Raw genomic sequence first — 20272 nt, forward strand, 5'->3', positions numbered from 1 at the left:
GGGGATTCAAAGCCTCACATCGCGACTTGCGCGGCCGGGCAAGGCGCGCGCCGGCGAACCGACATAGACGAGGCCCGGTTCCGTATCGCTGACCACCACTGCGCCGGAACCGATCACACAATCGTGCGCCACCTTCACACCATCGTTGAAGGTGGTGTTGACGCCGACAAAGCTGTGCTCGCCGATTTCGCAGTAGCCGGAAATAACCGCATGCGAGGCGACAAACACGTTGTCATGCACGATCGAGCGATGTCCCACATGGTTGCCGCTCCACAGCACGCAATTGACCCCGATGCGAACGAATGGCTGAATCACGTTGTTTTCAAAGATGAAGCTGTTTTCGCCAATTTCCGCGTTGCGCCATACAAAGGCGCGCGAACTTATATAGGTGGCGAGGCGGTAACCGCGGCGTTTCACGTCCTGGTAGAGACGCGTACGCAGCCGGTTGAGCTGACTGGCGGGCACGGCGACGAACACATCTGCTTCGCCCGGTGAGTAATACGCCTCCAGTTCCTCCAGTGCCACCACCGGCCGCCCCAAGATCGTCGATTGCGCGAGGTATTCGCGTTCGACACTGAAGGCCATCACCTGGTAATCGCTGTCGTATTGGAAGTATTCGCAGGCGATCTGCGCGAATTCACCCGCACCGATGAGGACTAAAGGCTTTGGCATGCAGCCACGTCCACGCCATACAACGAACCGCTCACTTCACGCAGGAAATCATCGTAGCTGGTGATGTAGTCAGCCGGATCGTACAACTGATCGGCCAGCACCATCAGTACGCAGTCGTCGCTGAAGTCGTACATCTCGCGCCACACCATGCTTCCCAGCAGCAAACCTTGCGAAGGATCGTCCAGTACCACTTCCACCGGGCCGCTTCCGTCATCGAGTAGAAAGGTCACCGAACCGCGCACTGTCACCGCGAGCTGGTTGAGATGCCGGTGCGCATGCTGACCGCGATGAACCTGGTTCCTGGTGGCGAAAAGGTAATACACGCGCCGGATTTCGAACGGCACGTTGCGATCCCTTTCCAAGGCGATGAGCATGCCGCGATCGTCGCCATGCTGTTGCAGCTGGATTCGTTGGATTTGCATGCTCAAGGCCAGCTTTCGTCTGCCAGATGACTCTTGCAGTTGAGTGCCAGGCCAAATGGAAAAGGTTGCCCGTTGCCTTCACGCCTTGTGGTCTGTCGGCGGCGAGAAACACCACAACCTTTCCACCTCGTTCCCGCACTCACCCGCACAACGTCTCCTTCGGCACGCACCGAAGCCGACCCTCCTTTGACGCCCCAGGAAAACCATGGCGACATATGACGATATCGCTGCCAAGGAAGCCGTCCCAGCGCGTCCGCGCAAGCTGGTCGCGTTACATTGGCTTACGGTGCTGTGCTTGCTTGGCGCCGCGACGGCCATTCTGATTCGCGACGAAGTATCCGCGCGTGCCGCGCGGCAATGGCTGCTGGAAATTCACCGTCACTTCGGCCTGCTTGTGCTTGCGCTGTTCTTTATCCGTCTGGCCATGCGCGCGCGCAAGAACACGTGGTCGGCCGCAGGCCATTCTCTGGCCATGCGCGCTGCAGCGTGGCTGACGCACGCGGCCCTATATGCCTTGCTACTCATCCAGCCCCTGCTTGGCTGGGCACTCAGCAGTGCGCAGGGCAAGCCCGTGCATTTCTTCGGGCTGACGCTTCCCGCACTGGTGCAGGCCGACGAGGATCGCGCCGATACCTTGCAGACCTGGCACACCGAGGTCGCGTGGGTGCTGCTCGCATTGATTACGCTGCATGTGGCAGCGGCGCTTTGGCATCACTTTTTTCTACGCGATGGCGTGTTGCGGGCGATGTTGCCGCAGCGGCGACGTCGTTGACGTGCTCACCGCAATCGATCCATAACAAGGAGATGTCATGCACACTTCACTGCACCGACGCGCGCCGTGCCGGCTCAGGAAGCTGCATCTGTGGTATGGCCTTGGTGCGCTGCCACTGCTGGCCGCCCCGGCGGCGCATGCGGTACCGGCCTATGCGCGCCAGACCGGTGCAGCCTGCGCGGATTGTCATGCCGGTTCGTATGGACCTGCGCTCACGCCCTACGGCATGCGCTTCAAGATGAATGGCTACACCGAAACCGATGGCAACGGCACCAAGATTCCGGCGGCCGTGCAGCTCGTCGGTACGCATCTTGTACCGGCGCAGGGCCAAAGCACCACGGACCTGAGCGAAGCCGACATCTATCTGGCCGGACGCGTATCGGACGAAGTGGGTGGTTACGTCAAAGTCGAAGTGAGCAACAACGGACAGAATAAATTCACCACGCAACTTAGCGACATGGATTTGCGCTACGTGGCCAAGGACCTGAAGATCGGCAACAAGGACGCGCTGGTTGGCGTCAGCGTCAACAACAACCCCGGCTTCGACGATCCGGTGGATGCGCTACCCGCTGCGACGGAAAACGGGCCGCCAACGGTGTCGGGAACCTTGCTCAATCCCTCCAGCTCCAACACGCTGGCGCACCGCGTGATCGGCGCCACGGTCTATGCCGTGTACGACAACAGCTGGTATGGCGAGCTCGGCACGTACAATGCGTTGCCGACCTCGTTGCAATACAACCTCGGTTACTCCCTTGGCGGCGACCCGGGCAAGCTCAGCAATACGGTCTACGGCCGCTTCGCGTACATGAAAGATCTCAAGCGGCAATTCTTTTCTGCAGGCCTGGTTGGACTTACCACCGAGCGCCAATTGCCGCGCATCGGCCCGAGCGAACACGTCACGGATGTGGGCTACGACGCGACGTATCAGTACCTGGGCAACCGCGACAATATCTTTCAGCTCGCCTACGTGAACATCATGGAACGGCGGCGCTACGCCACCACGCCATTCGGCCCTGTGCCTGGACTGGTGGCCTTGCCAAACGGCGTTGTGCACGACCAGACGCTCACGTTCACCTATACCTTCAAGCAAAGCTATGGCGTGACGGTTTCCCATCTGGTGAGCAGCGGCACGCATGACATCGTGCGATTCGTGCCCTACGGCGAACCGGATACCCGCAGCAATTCCATCACGGTGTTCTGGACACCGTTCGGCAAGGACGACTCGTGGACGTCCATCGCCAACCTGAAACTTGCGGCCACCTGGTTTCTTTTTGACACCTACAACGGCAGCAGCATGAATGTCTTCGGCGCTCCCCCTGGCGCCCCCATGACCAATGCGCGCGATCTCAATGCCTTCCTGGTTTCCGCCAGCGTGGCGTTCTAGAAAATACAAGCAGGAGTGCGGTAGTGAGCCAATCGTTTTTGGAGAAGTTTTTTCGTGGTTCGGCAGTTGCAGGACTTTTCATTGGCTGGATGCTTGCATCGCCCATGCTTCGCGCCGGCGATGCCACGGCGGGAGCAGACGTATTCAAATCCGAATGCGCGGAGTGCCATAGCCCACGGCAAGGAAAAAACAAAAAGGGCCCCAGCCTTTTCGACATCGTGGGGCGCCCGGCCGGCACGGCACCGAACTACAACTATTCAGATGCACTCAAGCAGGCGCATTGGACCTGGACCGCGGACAAGCTGCACGACTATCTGTCGCAGCCCGCCAAGAAAGCCAACCCCGGCACCAAGATGAAATACGACGGCCTGGATGACCCCAAACAATTGGAGGACCTGCTTACCTATCTGGGCACGCTTCACTGATGCGATGCTTTCGCTACGGGGATCGACTATAAGGCGCTGATGCATGAGCATCGGACGTGAGCCGGGAGGAAGGTTGGAAGGGAGTCGCCACTTGCGGGGAAATCGGCGTGATACGCCCCGCCCCATCCCCAACCGACCCTGCCGGCAGGGTCGGACGTGGTGCGTCGCTCTATTGTTGACAGCGCTCGGTACGAGCTTTCCTGGCCCATCCCGCGCGCAATCGAGCAACCTCAGCGGCACGGTCGCGCTGAGTTCGCAACTGGTCGACCGCGGCCTGGCGATCTCACCGGTAACCCCCATCGTGCAGGGGGCCGTTTCCTGGGCATCGAGCAGTGGGTGGGCGCTGGGCTTGTCCGCCGCTACCCAAACGCGCTCGCCAGGCAACGATTCGGAAGCCCTGGCCCAGGTGGCGCACTACTGGTCGCTATCGGACGACTGGCGCATGCAGGCGGGGCTGGTCTACTACACCTACCCGGATAACGCCCGCGCACACGCGTTCGAGCGGGTCGAAACCGGGGTGAGCTGGCTGTACCGGGATGTGCTGACCTTCGGGCTTTCCGCCATCACGCTCACCCAAGGCCATGATCATCAGCCACGGGGCGCGGCCGATGTCGATTTCCACTGGCCGCTGCCGCAGCACCTGGCCCTTTCCGCCGGCCTGGGGGTTTCGCAAACCCTCGTCGGGGGGGCCTATGGCTACCCAGGGGCATACGAGGGCCAACTCTATCCATACCATCTCGCGCGCGTGCGCTCATACTATGGGTATGGCCATTTTGGCTTGGTTTGGGCCTATGAAGCGTGGCGGGTGGAGCTGGATCGCATGGTTACCGACCCCGATATCCGGCGCAGCGGCGTGGCGGCCGCACCCTGGGTCGCCACGCTTTCGTGGTCCTTCTGAAGCCGCCCTTTGTGAAGCAAAGACAACCTTTGGGCGCCCATTTGGCACTTATGTCGTCAACCGACGCCATCGGGCTACCCTCCAACCATGAACGACGCCGATATCACCGCCGACGCCACCGACCGCATGCTGCTGCAACGCATGTCGGCCGGCGATCGCGCTGCGCTGGCGACCCTCTATCGCAATTACCACGGACGCCTGTGTCGCTTCCTTTCGCGGCTGACGCGCCGCGCGGACGTCATCGAAGAAGTCATCAACGACTGCTTCTGGATCGCTTGGCAGAAGGCGGGCGATTTTCGCGGTGATTCGCGCGTTTCAACCTGGATCATGGGCATTGCCTACCGCTGCGGCCTCAAGGCATTGCGCCAGCATGGCGACGAACCGGTCGAAGACAGCCATATTCCGGAAGAGCGCACACCCGCTATCGATCCGGAGGAAGACCGCGAGCTACGCGACTGGCTGAGCAAAGGTCTGCAACGCCTATCCACCGACCAGCGTGTCGTGATTGAGCTGGTGTACGGCGAAGGTCACACGCTGGACGATGTGGCAACCATCATGCAGTGCCCTGTCGGCACGATAAAGGCCCGCCTGTTTCATGCGCGCGTGAAACTGCGCAACGTACTCCCTGCCTTGGCTGAAGGTACAGTCACCTTCAAAGAGCAAGCGCCATGACCATGTTACCCACCTACTCCAGTCAGGATTGCCCACGCGCGTGGGAAATGATGCCGTGGGTGCTGCAAAAAAGCGCCACCCAGGAGCAAAGCGAATGGCTGACGCATCACCTTGCGCACTGCTCGGCATGCCGCGCGGAATTTGTGCAGCAGCAGCGTTTGCATCAGGCGATGTCATTGCCCGCAGACGTCGAGGTCGATGTGGAAGCCGGCCTGCAACGCCTGCTCGGCCGTGTCGATGCGCCGACCGTGCAGGAACAACCGCTGCGCGCACGATCGGGGAGTTGGCTGACCCGTGCCCTGGTCGCCGCGGTGCTGGTGCAAGCCGTCGGTATTGGCGCACTGGGCTTGAAAATAGGGTCCAGTAGCGAAGCACCGGCCTATCGCACGCTCAGTGAAGCGCCCCCCGCACCCGTGGTATCGGGCGCCATCCGCATCGTACCCGATGCGAATATGACCCTGGCCGACTGGAATGCGCTGTTGCATGGCTTGCAGTTGCAAGTTGTCGGCGGCCCTAACGACGTTGGCGCTTATACGGTTGCGCCGGTCGGTGCCAGGCGGGCCACCGCACACACCTTGCAACAACTGCGCGCCACACGCGGCGTTCGTCTGGCGGAGCCGGTGACCGATACGCCATGAGATCCGGCGCATTTGTTCTCGCTGCAGCCTTGCTGTGCGCAAGCATGCTCTCCCCGGCTGCGGCAGCCACCCGCGTGCAAGCCGACGCCAGTGGCGCGCCGGTCGTTTCAATGGATAGCCAGCGCGACATCATCCTGGCCGTGGACAATCCCATCGAGCCGCCTGCGATGCATGCGGGCTCCAGTTTGCTCGGCTATGTGCCGCCGCGTTACTACGGTGCAGGTCAGCGTGCATCCTCTGCATTGAGCGATCTGAAGCAACACTATCGGCTGCACCAAGTCGCTGGCTGGCCGATCAAGGCGCTTGGCGTGTATTGCGTCGTCGTGGAACCTCCCGCGGGCGCGGATCGCGACGCGCTACTGAAGACTCTCGCCAACGACGACCGCGTCAAGCTTGCGCAACCGCTGCAGGACTATTCGCTCTACGCGACGGTTACGCCCGATAACAACCATTCCCGCTACAACGATCCTTACGTGGATCTCCAGCGCGGTTTCGTCGAGACCGACGCGGCGGCGGCGCAAAAACTGACTCAGGGCGAAGGCGTGCATATCGCCGTCATCGACACCGGCGCGGACATGACGCATCCCGATCTGCAAGGGCGTATCCATGACGCCCACGACATGGTGGACGACGATGATGCAGCGTTCGATCACGATCATCATGGCACCGAAGTCGCCGGCGTGATTGCGGCCGATGCGGACAATCATGTGGGTATCGTGGGTATCGCGCCGAAAGCCGAACTGAGCATTTACAAAGCATGCTGGTACGTACCGGCCAAGGCCGGCGCGCACTGCAATTCCTTCACCCTCGCCAAAGCACTGGCGGCGATCATCGACACCGACGCACGCGTCATAAACCTCAGCTTGGGCGGCCCCGCCGATCCCCTGTTGGACAAGCTGCTTGCGCAGCTGCTGAGCCAGGGGCGCATTGTGGTAGCGGCGTTGCCGCCGGACGGAAACCTGGGCGGCTTCCCCGATAACGCGCCCGGGGTGATCGTCGTGCGCGTAAGCGATTCCAAGACCGCGCCGCCCGGCATCCTTAGCGCCCCCGGCAACGACATTCTCACGACGCAACCTGGCGGTGGTTACGATTTCACCTCCGGCTCATCCATGGCTGCCGCCCATGTCAGCGGCATCGTTGCTTTGCTGCTTGCGCTTGCGCCGCATATGGACGCCCGCACGGTGCACGATCTTCTGCTTCACAGCAGCAAAGTGTCCAAAGGCATGCTCGAGGTAAACGCGGCGTCCGCCGTAGCGGCCCTGCACGACGTGCCCCGACTTACTCACTGACCATCCCGGCATCACTCGATGCCATCAAACCCAAAGCGCCGACGTGAAACCTATCAGCACTGCCGTGGGCCTGATGCCCGATGTCGCGACCGTTCTCCACCCGCAACTGGACGCCACGCTCGACTGGGTCGGCATGGCGAACATGCAGATGCCCATTCTGTTCGATGCCGGCGACGGAAGCGCGCACCGTTCAAGCGCCAAGGTGGATGTATTCGTAAATCTCACCAGGCCGGATCAACGTGGCATCCACATGTCGCGCCTGTATTTGCTGGTCGACGATCATCTTGGCAGCCGCGCCCTTGATGCGGCCACGCTCGCATCGCTGTTGAATGCGTTGCTCGATTCGCATCGCGACATGGCCGATCGCGCGCGCATCGGCATCCGCTTCGAGCACCTGATACGCCGCCCCGCCTTGCGTAGCGGCAACAGCGGGTGGCGCGCCTATCCCGTTTCGATTCAGGCCTGCCTGGATGCCGAAGGCCTGCACATCCAGATCGGCACGGAAGTGGTGTATTCCTCCACCTGCCCTGCTTCGGCAGCGCTCTCACGCCAGCTGATCCAGCAACAATTCGCCAAGGATTTTCATCCCGACATGCCGCTTGAGCATACTGCCGTGCTCGCCTGGTTGGGCAGCGAAACCGGCATCGTCGCCACGCCCCACGCGCAACGCAGCGTGGCCAGGCTCCGCGTGCGCTACGCAGTGGATGCGCCCTTGAACATCATCGCGCTCCTCGATCGCGTCGAAACGGCGCTCGGTACGCCCGTACAAACCGCCGTCAAACGTGAAGACGAACAGGCCTTTGCGCGAGCCAACGGCAGCAACCTGATGTTTTGCGAAGATGCTGCGCGGCGCATTTACCGCGCACTGGATGCCGACAACACCATCGCCTGTTTCAACGTGCAGGTGGAACATCTTGAAAGCCTGCATCCGCATGACGCGGTCGCGTGTGCGAGCAAAAGCCAGCTCTGAAACATCGCATTTAAGAAATATAAACGATTGTCGACGCAGCGTAAAACCACCCAAGACTCATTAACGCCGAACTAAGCTGCGCCAAAGGTTTGGCAAGAGATCGTAGCAGGCACCCCTCAATTCAATGAGCGCGTGCAACGGCAATCTGAACTAGCTTTCACATGCCATTCTCATATTTCTTGCGAGCGCTTCATAGTTTCTTGATTGCCGCGCTGTGATGCTCCAGCCCGCACGCAATTGCGAAATCGTTCGCGTCGAGGAGTCGGCATGGCTAGGCAAGCGATTACGTTGATCGGTGGCGGCCCCGTGGGGGCGCTTCTCGCTCAGCTTCTGGCCAGACGCGGTTTTGCGGTAAACGTATTTGAAAAGCGCTCCGATCCGCGACGTGTAAACGTCGTCAAACGCGGCCGTACCATCAATCTGGCCATTGCCGAACGCGGGTTGCAGGCACTGCGCGCGGCCGGTCTTGCCGACATTGCATTACGACGGTCGGTGATGATGCGTGGCCGCATGGTGCATCCACGCGATGGTATCAGCGGCCTGCAACGTTATGGCGTCGACGACAGCGAGGTGATCTGGTCCATTTCGCGCAATGGCCTCAATACGCTCCTGCTCGATGCGGCGGAGGCGGCAGGTGCGACGTTTCATTTCGGCCACGCTTTGACCGACGCCGACATCAACGCACAGACCATCACGCTCAGTGACAGCCATTATGTACAGCGCAAATACCACGCCGGCCTGCTGATCGGCGCCGATGGTGCCGGGTCGGCGTTGCGTGCGGCCATGGACCTCTACCGGCCACTCGGTATTCGCGTCGAACCACTCGGCCATGGCTACAAGGAATTGGAAATCCCACCCAGCCCGGGCCGCAACCGCTTCGCCATCGAACCCAACGCCCTGCATATCTGGCCGCGTGGGCGGCATATGTGCATTGCCACGCCGAATATCGCAGGCAGTTTCAACGTTACCTTGTTCCTGCCCTTGCATGGCTCCTATCCGAGCTTCGATACGCTGCGCGATGCCGCAACCGCGAGCGTGTATTTCCACCAGGATTTCCCCGACCTTCTACCGTTGATGCCGCGGTTTCACGACGACTACGACACGCACCCGGTTGGCAAGATTGCCACGCTCTATCTGGATCGGTGGCATATCGACGGGCGCGCCGTGCTGATCGGCGATGCGGCACACGCCATCGCGCCGTTCCACGGCCAGGGCATGAACTGTGGATTTGAAGATACCGTGGTGCTGGCCGATCTACTGACAGACGGCAGTCGCGATAGCGCCGCGGCGCTTGAAGAATTCCAGCGCATTCGAAAGCCGAATGCCGATGCCATTGCCGCCATGACGCTGGAAAATTATGTCGAGATGCGTGACTCCGTCGCCGATCCGCACTACATCGCCAAGCATGAACTTGGCGCGCGACTGGCGGAACGGGCGCCACAGCATTTCATGCCACGTTATCGCATGGTCACGTTCACCCTTCTGCCCTATGCCTATGCGTATGAGCGCGGCCGCGTGCAGGATCAATGGCTGGATCAATGGCTGGCCGACGCACCGGATCCGGACAACCTCTCACTGGATGCTGCCGTCACCGCGTTGCAGGCGACGCTTTCGCCGCTGCCACCGCTTAGCGCACAGCTCGCTGCATATCATGCGACAGATGCGGTGTCGTCGTTTCCCACGTACAAACCTGTCTCCCACCGACTACCTGACCGCCTTGGAGTGCTGTCCAATCCCGAGTAGATCACGAACTGTTATTCCATTTTTTATACCGCATATGCGATTTGAAATGTATTTTTTTACAAGGGCTGCACGATGCCTTTTCTAGCATCAGCGTTCAGTTGCGAACATAAGGGGCGGGCGGATGCGCATGCATCGTGCCGCAGGGGTTAACTTGCACTCTTGAAACAACCGCGGGTGGTTGCATGAGTTCATCGATTTCTTTTGATCGGCCAGAGCCGGTGTCACGTACGTTCGAAAAAACCCATATTCATACCAGCCCCTATGGGGGCGCCGTCGATTTTTCTGCACTGGATGCGTGGCGTGCCAACAACGCATCCATCGATCCGATTTCGCTTGCCGACCTCCTTCGCAATGCATTCGTTTATCCACCGCATACGATCTATCGTGACGTAAAAAACGTTGCGACGGGCTTTGCGCTGCAACGCGGCCTGGACGACGAACTGCGGTTTCATTTTGCCTACCAATCGTCATCGGCACCGGCGCGACCAGAGCCGCATACAGTAAGCGACGAGGCGTTACTGCGCACTTACCATCAGCTTCTTACGCAAGCCGTGCAGCGGAGCACGATAGACATCAAGATTCCCTGGCTATTGCAGAGCGGTGGTAAGGATTCCACCTCATTGGCCATTGCGATCGCGGATGCGCGTCCGGATACGACGTGCGTCACCTATCTGGGCGGCAAGGAAGAAAACGAAGTCGAATCGGCGCGATTCGTCGCAAAGCAACTCGGCCTGCGTCATGAAGTCATGGTATGCGACCCGGCACGGGCGTATGACCGTTATCTGGCCATGGTGCCGCGCATTCCACTACTTACGGCCGACTTTGCCACGCTGTCGTACGCAGACCTGGCAACGGAAATTGGCCATTACCAGGGCGATGGCATTATCGATGCCTTGGGGGTGGACCCTTACTTCGGCGTGCCGCTGCATGTGAAGCAGCACTTGCTCGGGCTTTTGGCAGTGGGCGCGCGCGTACCGAATGCGCTCTTGCGATATCCGCTTATCCGCCGGAGCTTCAAGCTGTGCTTTGCGCTTGGCACCTTGCAGATGAACGCGTTCGAGCGTCATTTCCCTGGCTCTCGTTTCAGCGATGATGAAGTGGATCAACTCTTGGGCCTGCGCGTATCGGAGCATTCGCGCAAGCGCATGGAGACGTTCAAGGACGACGTGCAGGCCGCCGAATCGGCCGAGGCAGTGTTGCGCATGGTGCTGGTGGTGCTGGAGGCGGCCGGCTTCGCCAAGGGCATGTATACCGCCAAAGCAGCGGGCCTGCGTCTGGCCTACCCTTATTGCGACTGGCAGCTTTGCGAGTGGATCTTCAACAGCGTTCCGGATGACCGCCTCATTGGACCGGGCGGCGAAAACAAGGTATTGATGCGCCGGTATATCGCGCAGCACTTCCAGCAGTTGCCCTATGTGAGCTCCAAGGGATCGTTCCGTTTCGATGTGCAGGGTCTGGCGACGCAGCGCTTCGACCACGTTCATGCACTCGCGCTGCAGGCACGGGCGCTGCTGCCGGGAGCGCCGAAGTGGCTGGAAGACCACCGGCATTGTCTCGGCAACAAGTTCTTTGCGTCGAAGTTCTATCTGCTCGCGGTGACGCTCCCATGGCTGCTCCATCGGCTGGGCAGCCACGGCGATGCGGAACAACCCTCGTCCGTTGATTAGCCCTCATTCCGGCCAGAGCCTGAGTGAGGGCGGCGCAGAGCGGCGTTCCATGCGCTCACGGTTCCAGGGTAAAACCAACCTTCAAGGTTACCTGCCAATACGCTACATGCCCTCCCTCCACATGGCCCCTGACGTCGGTGACATTGAACCAGCGAATGTCGCGGATCGTCTTGGATGCGCGCTCGATGGCGCAACGAATGGCTTCGTCACTGCTGGTCTTGGAAGAACCGGTGAGTTCCACCGTCTTATAGACATGATCGGACATGACGTTGACCTCCATCAGGTTGATGATCGTGCTACAGCCGTCAGACTCTGTAGCGTTGTGGGAAGCAACTCGGCAACTGTCGGGTGAATGTGCACCGCATGTGTCACGGTGCGATAGGTCGCTTTCGCATACATCACATCGAGCAAGGTGTGCACGACCTCATCACCGTTGACGCCGAGGATGGCGGCGCCGAGCAATTGCTCGCTGTCGCCATCCACAATGGTTTTCATGAAACCCAGTGTTTCGCCGCGCTCGACCGCGCGCCCAACGCGCGTCATCGGTCGCTTGCCGACGCGTACGTTGTAGCCTTGCTTCAATGCATCCTGCTCTGTGAGCCCGATGCGTCCCAGCGGCGGATCGATGAATAAGCCGTAGACCGTAATGCGATCAGAGATGCGCCGGGGCTCGTTGTCGATCAGGTTGGCCGCCACAATCTCGTAGTCGTTATAAGAGGTATGCGTGAAGGCGCCTTTGCCGTTGCAATCGCCCATGGCCCAGATGCCCGGTACATTCGTTCGACATTGGTCGTCGACCGTGATGTAGCCCTTCTTATCCGTAGCGACACCGGTCTTTTCCAGGCCGAGCGTATCGGTATTGGGACGACGCCCTGTTGCCAGCAATAGATGCGTGCCGCTCACCTCCCGGGGCGGCCCGGGGCATTTGGCCACGACGCGGATATCGCCTGCGTGGCCGCGCAGTTCGATGCATTCGGCGGCCAAGTGCAAGCTGATGCCCTCGCCTTGGAGGATATCGGCGATGGCCGCGGCGACATCTTGATCTTCATGCGGCAACAAGCGATCGCTGCGCTCGACAATCGTCACTTGCGAACCAAAGCGCCGGAACATCTGCCCAAATTCCAGGCCGATGTAACTGGCGCCCACAATCACCAGGTGTTTGGGGAGTTCGCGCAGCTGGAGAATGCCGGTGTTCGTGAGATATGGCACCGTATCGACACCCAGCATCGCAGGCACGTCGGCGCGGCCACCGACATCGAGAAAAATCTCTTCAGCCTCGATCAGATCATCACCCACGCGCAACGCATGCGGCGATTCGAACGTCGCGTGACCACGCAGCAGGGAAACATTCGTCATCCCGGCCAACCATTTCTCCACACTGCCACGAGACTGACCGGATATACCTTGCGTGCGTTTCCAGACACGTTCCATATCCACACCAATTTCCTCGCCGGCGCGTACCCCGTAGCTGGCAGCGCGACGCCCAACTTGCGCCACGTAAGCGCTGGCCACCATCGACTTGGTGGGAATGCAACCGGTATTCACACAAGTGCCGCCGACGAGTTTTCGTTCGATCACGGCGACCTTGCGCCCGGTCTTGCCCAGGCGCTCAGCCAGGGGTGGGCCGGCCTGCCCCGCACCTACGATCACCGCGTCGAATCGCTGGCTCATGGCGCACTCCCAGGAAACGGGTGGAATGAGCAGTGTGACGAGTCAATGAGGAAAGAAGCGTAAAGGCGCCGTGGCGCCACGCAGGACCCTGAGCCTGTGCCTTCTCAGGGGCCGGATACAAAATGTTATTCAAATATCATTGACATATAAATGTTATCTTGATACCAATAGGTTCACGGGCTGACCGTATCTCGGGGAGGGGATCGTGGACATGAGTTGTTCGCCATACATTCGTCGTCGTCTTTGCGCGGCGGTTGCCGTGGGGCTGATGGGGCCGTTGTGCGTGATGGCGCAGACGCAAGACGACGGCAGCCAAGCCACGTCGAACGCTGCCAACACATCCGCGACATCACAGCAAAATGCTGGCAAGGCCGCATCGCGTAACACGCCATCGTCCAACCGGGCCGCGCCGCAGCAGCTGGGCACCATCATCGTCACGGCCAACAAGCGCAGCGAACGCTTGCAGGATGTACCGATGGCCGTATCCGTGCTGGATGACACCCAGCTCCAACGCGAGAACGCCGTGAGTTTTACCGATTACGCCTCGCAGGTGCCGGGGCTCAACCTGATTTCCTACGGCGAAGGCTGGACGCAACTGGTACTGCGCGGCATTACGTCCGGCGCGCGGCAGCCCAATGCAACGGTCGGCACCTACATCGATGACGCGCCTTACGGCTCCAGCACCGTTTATTCGGCAGGCGGCGTGCTTACGCCGGACATCGACCCCAGCGATTTGCAACGTATTGAAGTACTGCGTGGCCCACAGGGCACGCTGTACGGATCCAATACGCTGGGCGGCCTGGTCAAGTTCGTCACCACGCCACCGGATACGACACAGGCCAGCGCGCACATCGGCTTCGACACCAGCAGCGTCCAAGGTGGCGGCACCGGCTACGGTACGCATGCCACGGTCAATATTCCGCTGGTGAGCGATAAGCTCGCGTTGCGCGTGAACGTGTACGACCGCGACGACCCCGGTTACATCAACAACATCACCACCGGCAAGACCGACATCGACGAGGCCAAGGTCAGCGGCGGTCGCATGCAGTTGCTGTGGACACCGAGCGACAAGGTTTCAGTGCGCTTTTCGGCGTTGGCGCAGAATCTCAAGAGTGACGGACTCGCCAACCAGGGCATCGACGTCAATCCGGTCACGCTGCAGCCCATTTATGGCTGGCCGAATCAGGCGCGCGCAGCCAGCACAGGCATGTTCAAGGATGCGTATCGTCTTTACGATCTGACGGTGAACGCAGACTTCGGCTGGGCCAAGCTGATCTCCACCACCACTTACAGCACGCTGCGCTTCAACGAGAATTCGGATATCACCGATCTCTACGGACCTGTGCTCAATCCACTGTTTGGGCTGACCAATGGCGGTTATTCGGAACTGCAACCGATCGCGTTGAATAAAGTCACGCAGGAATTGCGTCTGCAATCGCCTGCGGATCAGACATGGGAATGGCGCGCCGGCTTGTTCTTCACGCATGAGCACACCACCGACAACGAAGATATCCTGAGCTTCGACGCAAGCACGGGTGCACCCATCGCCTTGCCCACGCTTGGCAACATAGCCGTGGGACCGGCGCTTTTCCGCGAATGGGCCGGCTACGGCGATCTCACCTGGCATGCCACCGACAAGCTGAGCATTCTGGTGGGCGCGCGCTACAGCAATGACAGTACGTCGTATACGCAGACCAGTACGGGATTGTTGATCGGCACGACCGACTTCACCATCCAAGGGCATGATCATCCGGTCACGTATCTGTTCAACCCGAGCTACAAGTTCAGCGACGACTTGATGGCTTATGTGCGTGTTGCCTCGGGTTTCCGCCCAGGCGGCCCGAACGTCGGCGTGCCGCCCGGACTTGGCGCGCCGCTCACGTTCGATCCCGACAAGCTGGTGAATTACGAAACGGGCCTGAAGTCGCTGATGCTCGACAAGCGCATGAGCGTGGAAGCGGACGTGTTCTACATCGACTGGAGCAAGGTGCAGCTCACCACCACCGTCGACGGCATCAGCTTCCTCGGCAACGGCGGCAGTGCCACCAGCAAAGGTGCGGAATTGAGCTGGCGCTACATGCCGCTTTCCGGGCTTACGCTTTGGTCGAACGCCACCTACACCCGGGCGGTATTGGCCGCCAATACGCCGGCCGGAAGCGTCTACGGCCTGAAGGGCGATGTGCTGCCCTACGTGCCGAAGTGGAATGCCAATCTGGGTGCCGACTACAACTTCCCGCTCACCGGCGATTGGTCCGGTTTCGTGGGCGGCAATTTCAGCTACGTCGGCGCGCGTTATTCGGACTTCAACACCATTCCCGCGCCACGCGTGCATTTACCGGCCTACAACGATTTCGATCTGCACATCGGCGCCAACTACGCCAACTGGACGATCGAGTTCTACGCCAAGAACCTGATCAACAAGCGCGGCATCACCGCCTTGTGGCCCGAAACGATCAACCCAGTCGGCAGCCCGTTCCAGGCCACCTACCAGACGCCACGCACGATCGGCATGTCCGCCAGCCTGGATTTCTGAGCGTCCTTTTCAGCATGCATCCCCTGCACGGAGTTTCCGCATGAACCGTCATGTACAGCGCCTGTTGGCATTGCTTGCCGGCCTCACCGCCAGTTTCGCGGTTGCGCAGCAGAGCCTTCCGCCGGCCCCGTTGGGGCCGGCAACGACGGCGCCTCAGCCAGCCGATACCCACAACGTTTCTACGCCCACGTTAACCCCGCAGGACGTGGGCGCTTTTTTTGATGGCCTGGTGCCTTTTGCATTGCGGCGCACCGATATTGCCGGCGGCGTGATCGTGGTGGTGAAGGATGGCAATGTGCTGTTCGCCAAAGGCTACGGCTACGCGGATATCGCGCATCGCACGCCGGTGTCGACAGAAGACACGTTGTTCCGTCCCGGATCGACGTCCAAGCTCTTTACCTGGACGGCCGTGATGCAACTGGTCGAACAGGGCAAGTTGCAACTGGATCGAGACATCAACGACTACCTCGATTTCAAGATTCCGCCTTATCAGGGCAAGCCGATCACGCTGCGGAACCTGATGACGCATACGCCGGGCTTCGAGGATACGGCCAGAGACTTGCTGCCAGCGGCGGACACCGACGTTAATCTGGAGCGTTATCTGAAAACGCACATTCCGGCGCGCATCTTTCCGCCGGGAAAAATTGTCGCCTATTCAAACTATGGCTGCGGTTTGGCCGGCTATATCGTACAACGCATTTCGGGCGAACGTTTCGATGAATATATCGCCAGGCACATCTTCCAACCGCTGGACATGGCGCACTCCACCTTTGCGCAGCCATTGCCCGCCTCGCTGGCGCCACTGATGTCCAAAGCCTACACGCTCGCGTCGGATGGCACGCCGCAGGCATTCGAACTGGTCGACCCGGCACCGGCCGGCGCCATGAGCACGTCTGCCATAGACATGGCGCACTTCATGATCGCGCAGCTGCAGGATGGCCGTTATGGCGATACGCACATCCTGGAACCGGCGACCACTGAGCTGATGCATAGCCCGCAATACACACCGGCGCCTGGCATCAATGGCTTCGATCTCGGGTTCTATCAGGAAAACCGCAATGGTCTTCGCATCATCGGGCATGGCGGCGACACCGTTTATTTCCATAGCGATCTGCATTTGCTGCTGGATAAGAACATCGGTGTGTTCATGTCGTTCAATAGCGAAGGCAGCAAGGAGGCATGGGGAACGTTGATGGTGCGCACGGCGATCTTCGACGCGTTCCTCGATCGTTACTTCCCTTACCCGCAAGCAGAGCAACCGACCACCTCCACCGCCAAGGCGGATGCCGCGCGCGTGGTTGGCTGGTATCAGGCGAGCCGGCGCAACGAAAGCGCCTTGCGCATGCTTTATCTCACCGGACAGGTCAACATCGCCGCGGAGCCGGACGGCATCCTGAAAATCTCCATGCTCACCGATTATGCGGGGCAGCCGTTGCGTTGGCGCGAGGTGGGCCCGCTGCAATATCGCGAGATAAATGGGCCGGACAAGCTTGCCTTCGTTACGAATGCGGATGGCAGCATCGATTATTGGGCGACGGATTACCTGCCAGGCGTGGAAGTCTTCCAGCGCGTACCGGGTTTCAAGAGCCTGGGTAGCGTGGGTCTATGGCTCGTCCTCGCCCTCGTCGTTGTACTGGTGACGTTGCTGATCTGGCTGATCGGCGGGTGGGTGCGCCGTCACTATCGCACGTCGCTCGAACTGCCCAGGGCCTTGCATCGCACGCGCCGATGGTCACGTCTAGGCGCGCTGGCATTGCTGGTCGATCTGGTGGGCTGGCTGTTGCTGCTGACCGCGGCGGCGGTCGATGAGAACGTGCTGTTGCATGGCTCGGCAACGCCGTGGATGTACGTGCTCTATGTGCTGGGTGTGATTGCGCTGTCCGGCGTGATCGCCATCCTCGTACACACCTGGCGCAACTGGCGTCCATCGCAACGCAGCGTGCTGGTGCGCGTAAGCGAAACGCTGCTCGCGCTTGCCGCCATCTATCTGGCGTGGTTCATCCTGGCCTTTGGCCTGGTCAGCTTCAACGTGCGCTACTGATATCGGGAAAGAACATGACGCTGAAACTGAGCGCACACATCGAAAAGCGGCCGCTGACTCAACCCTTCCATATCACCGGCTACACCTTTACCGAATCGCAAATGGTGGTGGTGACGCTCGAGGACGGCCAGTGGATAGGCCGCGGTGAAGGGCTTGGCGTTTACTACAAGCACGACACGCCAGTAACCATGCTCGGTCAGATTGAAGCCTTGCGCGAAACGATCGAACGCGGCGTCACGCGCGAGCAATTGCTACGCCTGTTGCCAGCGGGGGGCGCGCGCAATGCCATCGATTGCGCACTCTGGGACCTGGAGGCCAAGCGCCGCGATCAATCGGTGTGGCAATTGGCCGATATGCCTGCGCCGCAACCGCTACTTACGACCTTTACCTTGAGCGCCGACGAACCATCGGTGATGGCCTCGCAAGCGTGCGAACTGCCGGATGCGCGCGCCATCAAGCTCAAGCTCACCAATGATGGGCGCAATGCCGAACGCGTGCGCGCAGTGCGGGCCGCGCGTCCCAGTGCGTGGTTGATGGTCGACGCCAATCAAGGTTTCACGCGCGAAGCCTTGAGGGATGCGCTGCCTGCCTTCGTCGAAGCCGGCGTAGCGGTGGTGGAGCAACCCTTTCCCATCGGATGCGAAAACTGGCTCGACGGATTGAATGCGCCCATTCCCATCGCCGCGGACGAAAGCGTCCAGGATCACACCGATCTGCACAAGCTGGTCGGGCGCGTGCAAGTGATCAACATCAAACTGGACAAATGCGGTGGACTTACGGAAGCATTGGCCATGGCGCGCGAGGCGCGTCAGCTTGGTTTCCAGCTGATGGTGGGAAACATGGGGGGAACGTCTTGGTCGATGGGGCCGGCATTCGTGCTGGGTTCGCTGTGCTCGGTCGTGGACCTGGACGGGCCGCTTTACATGCTTGGTGATCGCACGCCGGCGGTGAGTTATGCCGATGGACGGATCTGGTGCCCGGATGCGGTGTGGGGCGGTCCGGTCGTGGCGGCTGCGTGATCTGAATCAAGCGCATGCAGCCGCTTCATCGCCAGCGATTTCTTCTTGCCTCCGCGTCATTCCCGCTTTCGCCAGAATGACGCGGAGGCAAGATAGGTGGCTGTGGCGAGATTAAATAACCCAGAGGAAGCGATGTCCAACGTCAACGTCTCGCCGCAAGAACGCAACTGGTTCGGCCATCCACCCGGCCTCACCATCCTGTTCCTCACCGAAATGTGGGAGATGTTCTCGTTCTTCGGCATGCGCGCGCTGCTGGTCTATTACATGACCAAGCAGTTGGACATCCACCAGCAATTCGCCTCGCTGATCTACGGCGCTTATGCAGCCTTCGTTTACTTCACACCCGTGTTCGGCGGTGTCGTGGCGGATCGCTGGCTGGGTAAGCGCAACGCGGTGCTCATCGGTGGTGCCACGATGGCGCTCGGACATTTCATGATGGCGTCCGAAGCGCTGTTCTACCCCGCCCTGGCCACCATCGCGCTGGGTAACGGCCTGTTTCTTCCCAGCCTCGCAAGCCAGATCGAAGGGCTGTATCGGGAAGGCGATCCGCGCAGCAAGAGCGCATACAACGTCTACTACGTCGGCGTGAATATCGGCGCATTCATTGCACCGCTGATCTGCGGCAGTCTTGGCGAGGCGTATGGCTGGCATTGGGGCTTCGCCGCAGCCGGCCTCGGCATGCTGACGTCACTGGTGATCTATTTGAGCGGCAGTCGCTATCTGCCGCCAGAAACCCGACGCACGGCCGCAACAGTACGTACACGTGTAACGCTTGATCAATCCACATGGCGCAGGCTTGCATTTCTGATCGGCATCGCGGCCATCGTGGTCGTTTTTCGCGGCGCCTACGAACAGGTCGGCAACACCATTGCGCTGTGGGCGGACGCGGGCGTGGATCGCCACGTCGCCGGTAGCTGGAGCATCCCCATGACCTGGTTCCAGTCGCTGGATTCGCTGGTGGTATTTACCGCCACGCCTTTCTTGCTGGCGCGCTGGTCGCGTCTGGCCAAGCGCGGCATCGAAACACCATGGCTGAAAAAAATGGCTTTCGGCGCGGCCATCGTGGGCATCTCCTACGTACTGCTGGCGCTCGTCGCAGGGTGGGCCCAGGCGCATGGCACACGTGCCCATTGGGGCTGGCTGACCGGCTGGTTCGTGTTGATGACGCTCGGCGAGCTGTACATCCTGCCGGTTGGGCTGGGCCTGTTTGGCCGCATGGCGCCGGAGGGATTGCGCGCCACCAGCATTGCCATCTGGTTTTTCGCCGGGTTCTTCGGCAACCTGCTTGCAGGCGCACTGGGCACGCTGTGGAGCCCCCTGCCGCACGGATGGTTCTTCATGCTGATTGGCGCGGTGGCGGGTGTGGCCGCTACGCTGCTATACGTGGTGGGCCTGCGCATGGGACACGTGGAAAAGAGCGAAAATGCGGGCCTGGCCACCATGCTTTCCAGATAAG

The 20272-nt window shown here is 60.5% G+C and carries 17 protein-coding genes and 1 pseudogene; 14 read left to right on the forward strand and 4 right to left on the reverse strand.

Going from position 1 to position 20272, the window contains the following annotated elements:
- Nucleotides 1–6: 6 nt before the first annotated feature.
- Entirely contained in the window at nucleotides 7–672 is a 666-nt protein-coding gene (locus DWU98_RS05195; protein ID WP_115494427.1) for an acetyltransferase, read from the reverse strand.
- On the reverse strand, nucleotides 657–1094 hold the full coding sequence (locus DWU98_RS05200) for a sugar 3,4-ketoisomerase (protein WP_115494428.1): 438 nt from the start codon (nucleotides 1092–1094) through the stop codon (nucleotides 657–659). The genes DWU98_RS05195 and DWU98_RS05200 overlap by 16 nt, the downstream gene beginning before the upstream one ends.
- 205 nt (nucleotides 1095–1299) lie before the next feature.
- Between DWU98_RS05200 and DWU98_RS05205 the strand changes: the two genes are divergently transcribed.
- The 10 genes and pseudogenes from DWU98_RS05205 (at nucleotide 1300) to DWU98_RS05250 (ending at nucleotide 11552) form a co-directional block, all read left to right on the forward strand.
- Nucleotides 1300–1866 carry a cytochrome b gene (locus DWU98_RS05205; RefSeq protein ID WP_196239472.1) on the forward strand — a complete coding sequence of 189 codons (567 nt, stop codon included), beginning with the start codon at nucleotides 1300–1302 and terminating at the stop codon, nucleotides 1864–1866.
- Between the two features lie 37 nt (nucleotides 1867–1903).
- Nucleotides 1904–3250, forward strand: coding sequence for a cytochrome C (locus DWU98_RS05210; protein ID WP_115494429.1), 1347 nt, complete (start codon nucleotides 1904–1906; stop codon nucleotides 3248–3250).
- 89 nt (nucleotides 3251–3339) lie between these two features.
- Complete coding sequence (locus DWU98_RS05215; protein ID WP_115494620.1) at nucleotides 3340–3675, forward strand: c-type cytochrome; 336 nt, start codon at nucleotides 3340–3342, stop codon at nucleotides 3673–3675.
- A 172-nt stretch (nucleotides 3676–3847) separates the two neighbouring features.
- Nucleotides 3848–4573 (forward strand): TorF family putative porin, encoded by a 726-nt coding sequence (locus DWU98_RS05220; protein ID WP_230474702.1) that lies wholly within the window; start codon nucleotides 3848–3850, stop codon nucleotides 4571–4573.
- A gap of 87 nt (nucleotides 4574–4660) precedes the next feature.
- Nucleotides 4661–5245, forward strand: a complete 585-nt coding sequence (locus DWU98_RS05225; protein WP_115494431.1) for an RNA polymerase sigma factor — start codon at nucleotides 4661–4663, stop codon at nucleotides 5243–5245.
- Nucleotides 5242–5883, forward strand: coding sequence for an anti-sigma factor (locus DWU98_RS05230; protein WP_115494432.1), 642 nt, complete (start codon nucleotides 5242–5244; stop codon nucleotides 5881–5883). The genes DWU98_RS05225 and DWU98_RS05230 overlap by 4 nt, the downstream gene beginning before the upstream one ends.
- On the forward strand, nucleotides 5880–7172 hold the full coding sequence (locus DWU98_RS05235; RefSeq protein WP_115494433.1) for a S8 family serine peptidase: 1293 nt from the start codon (nucleotides 5880–5882) through the stop codon (nucleotides 7170–7172). Before DWU98_RS05230 ends, DWU98_RS05235 begins: the two co-directional genes overlap by 4 nt.
- Before the next feature lie 73 nt (nucleotides 7173–7245).
- Complete coding sequence (folE2, locus tag DWU98_RS05240) at nucleotides 7246–8142, forward strand: GTP cyclohydrolase FolE2 (RefSeq protein ID WP_115494621.1); 897 nt, start codon at nucleotides 7246–7248, stop codon at nucleotides 8140–8142.
- Between the two features lie 267 nt (nucleotides 8143–8409).
- A pseudogene (locus tag DWU98_RS05245) lies at nucleotides 8410–9762 on the forward strand (FAD-dependent oxidoreductase); the annotation flags it as partial.
- Between the two features lie 305 nt (nucleotides 9763–10067).
- Nucleotides 10068–11552: an asparagine synthase-related protein gene (locus tag DWU98_RS05250; protein WP_115494435.1), complete on the forward strand. Its 1485-nt coding sequence runs from the start codon at nucleotides 10068–10070 to the stop codon at nucleotides 11550–11552.
- 55 nt (nucleotides 11553–11607) lie between these two features.
- Here DWU98_RS05250 and DWU98_RS05255 read toward each other — a convergent pair whose 3' ends face one another.
- Both DWU98_RS05255 and DWU98_RS05260 read right to left on the reverse strand, forming a co-directional pair.
- Nucleotides 11608–11817 (reverse strand): dodecin, encoded by a 210-nt coding sequence (locus DWU98_RS05255; protein ID WP_115494622.1) that lies wholly within the window; start codon nucleotides 11815–11817, stop codon nucleotides 11608–11610.
- A 14-nt stretch (nucleotides 11818–11831) separates the two neighbouring features.
- Nucleotides 11832–13223, reverse strand: coding sequence for an FAD-containing oxidoreductase (locus DWU98_RS05260; RefSeq protein ID WP_115494436.1), 1392 nt, complete (start codon nucleotides 13221–13223; stop codon nucleotides 11832–11834).
- Nucleotides 13224–13434: 211 nt separating this feature from the next.
- On the opposite strand from DWU98_RS05260, the gene DWU98_RS05265 reads away from it, so the two are divergent.
- The 4 genes from DWU98_RS05265 (at nucleotide 13435) to DWU98_RS05280 (ending at nucleotide 20271) form a co-directional block, all read left to right on the forward strand.
- Entirely contained in the window at nucleotides 13435–15756 is a 2322-nt protein-coding gene (locus tag DWU98_RS05265) for a TonB-dependent receptor (RefSeq protein WP_115494437.1), read from the forward strand.
- Between the two features lie 40 nt (nucleotides 15757–15796).
- Nucleotides 15797–17797 (forward strand): serine hydrolase domain-containing protein, encoded by a 2001-nt coding sequence (locus DWU98_RS05270; RefSeq protein WP_115494438.1) that lies wholly within the window; start codon nucleotides 15797–15799, stop codon nucleotides 17795–17797.
- 14 nt (nucleotides 17798–17811) lie between these two features.
- A complete protein-coding gene (locus DWU98_RS05275) occupies nucleotides 17812–18816 on the forward strand; it encodes a dipeptide epimerase (RefSeq protein ID WP_115494439.1) in 1005 nt (334 codons plus the stop codon).
- A 132-nt stretch (nucleotides 18817–18948) separates the two neighbouring features.
- Nucleotides 18949–20271, forward strand: a complete 1323-nt coding sequence (locus DWU98_RS05280; protein ID WP_115494440.1) for a peptide MFS transporter — start codon at nucleotides 18949–18951, stop codon at nucleotides 20269–20271.
- Nucleotide 20272 lies beyond the last annotated feature (1 nt).

The sequence above is a fragment of the Dyella monticola genome, assembly GCF_003363155.1.
In the GTDB taxonomy this organism is placed as follows: Bacteria; Pseudomonadota; Gammaproteobacteria; order Xanthomonadales; family Rhodanobacteraceae; genus Dyella_B; species Dyella_B monticola.

Bases quoted from the DNA above. Each gene is read 5' to 3' on its own strand.
- DWU98_RS05195 (WP_115494427.1), bottom strand. From the start codon at position 672: ATGCCAAAGCCTTTAGTCCTCATCGGTGCGGGTGAATTCGCGCAGATC.
- DWU98_RS05200 (WP_115494428.1), bottom strand. From the start codon at position 1,094: ATGCAAATCCAACGAATCCAGCTGCAACAGCATGGCGACGATCGCGGC.
- DWU98_RS05205 (WP_196239472.1), top strand. From the start codon at position 1,300: ATGGCGACATATGACGATATCGCTGCCAAGGAAGCCGTCCCAGCGCGT.
- DWU98_RS05210 (WP_115494429.1), top strand. From the start codon at position 1,904: ATGCACACTTCACTGCACCGACGCGCGCCGTGCCGGCTCAGGAAGCTG.
- DWU98_RS05215 (WP_115494620.1), top strand. From the start codon at position 3,340: ATGCTTGCATCGCCCATGCTTCGCGCCGGCGATGCCACGGCGGGAGCA.
- DWU98_RS05225 (WP_115494431.1), top strand. From the start codon at position 4,661: ATGAACGACGCCGATATCACCGCCGACGCCACCGACCGCATGCTGCTG.
- DWU98_RS05230 (WP_115494432.1), top strand. From the start codon at position 5,242: ATGACCATGTTACCCACCTACTCCAGTCAGGATTGCCCACGCGCGTGG.
- DWU98_RS05235 (WP_115494433.1), top strand. From the start codon at position 5,880: ATGAGATCCGGCGCATTTGTTCTCGCTGCAGCCTTGCTGTGCGCAAGC.
- folE2 (WP_115494621.1), top strand. From the start codon at position 7,246: ATGCCCGATGTCGCGACCGTTCTCCACCCGCAACTGGACGCCACGCTC.
- DWU98_RS05250 (WP_115494435.1), top strand. From the start codon at position 10,068: ATGAGTTCATCGATTTCTTTTGATCGGCCAGAGCCGGTGTCACGTACG.
- DWU98_RS05255 (WP_115494622.1), bottom strand. From the start codon at position 11,817: ATGTCCGATCATGTCTATAAGACGGTGGAACTCACCGGTTCTTCCAAG.
- DWU98_RS05260 (WP_115494436.1), bottom strand. From the start codon at position 13,223: ATGAGCCAGCGATTCGACGCGGTGATCGTAGGTGCGGGGCAGGCCGGC.
- DWU98_RS05265 (WP_115494437.1), top strand. From the start codon at position 13,435: ATGAGTTGTTCGCCATACATTCGTCGTCGTCTTTGCGCGGCGGTTGCC.
- DWU98_RS05270 (WP_115494438.1), top strand. From the start codon at position 15,797: ATGAACCGTCATGTACAGCGCCTGTTGGCATTGCTTGCCGGCCTCACC.
- DWU98_RS05275 (WP_115494439.1), top strand. From the start codon at position 17,812: ATGACGCTGAAACTGAGCGCACACATCGAAAAGCGGCCGCTGACTCAA.
- DWU98_RS05280 (WP_115494440.1), top strand. From the start codon at position 18,949: ATGTCCAACGTCAACGTCTCGCCGCAAGAACGCAACTGGTTCGGCCAT.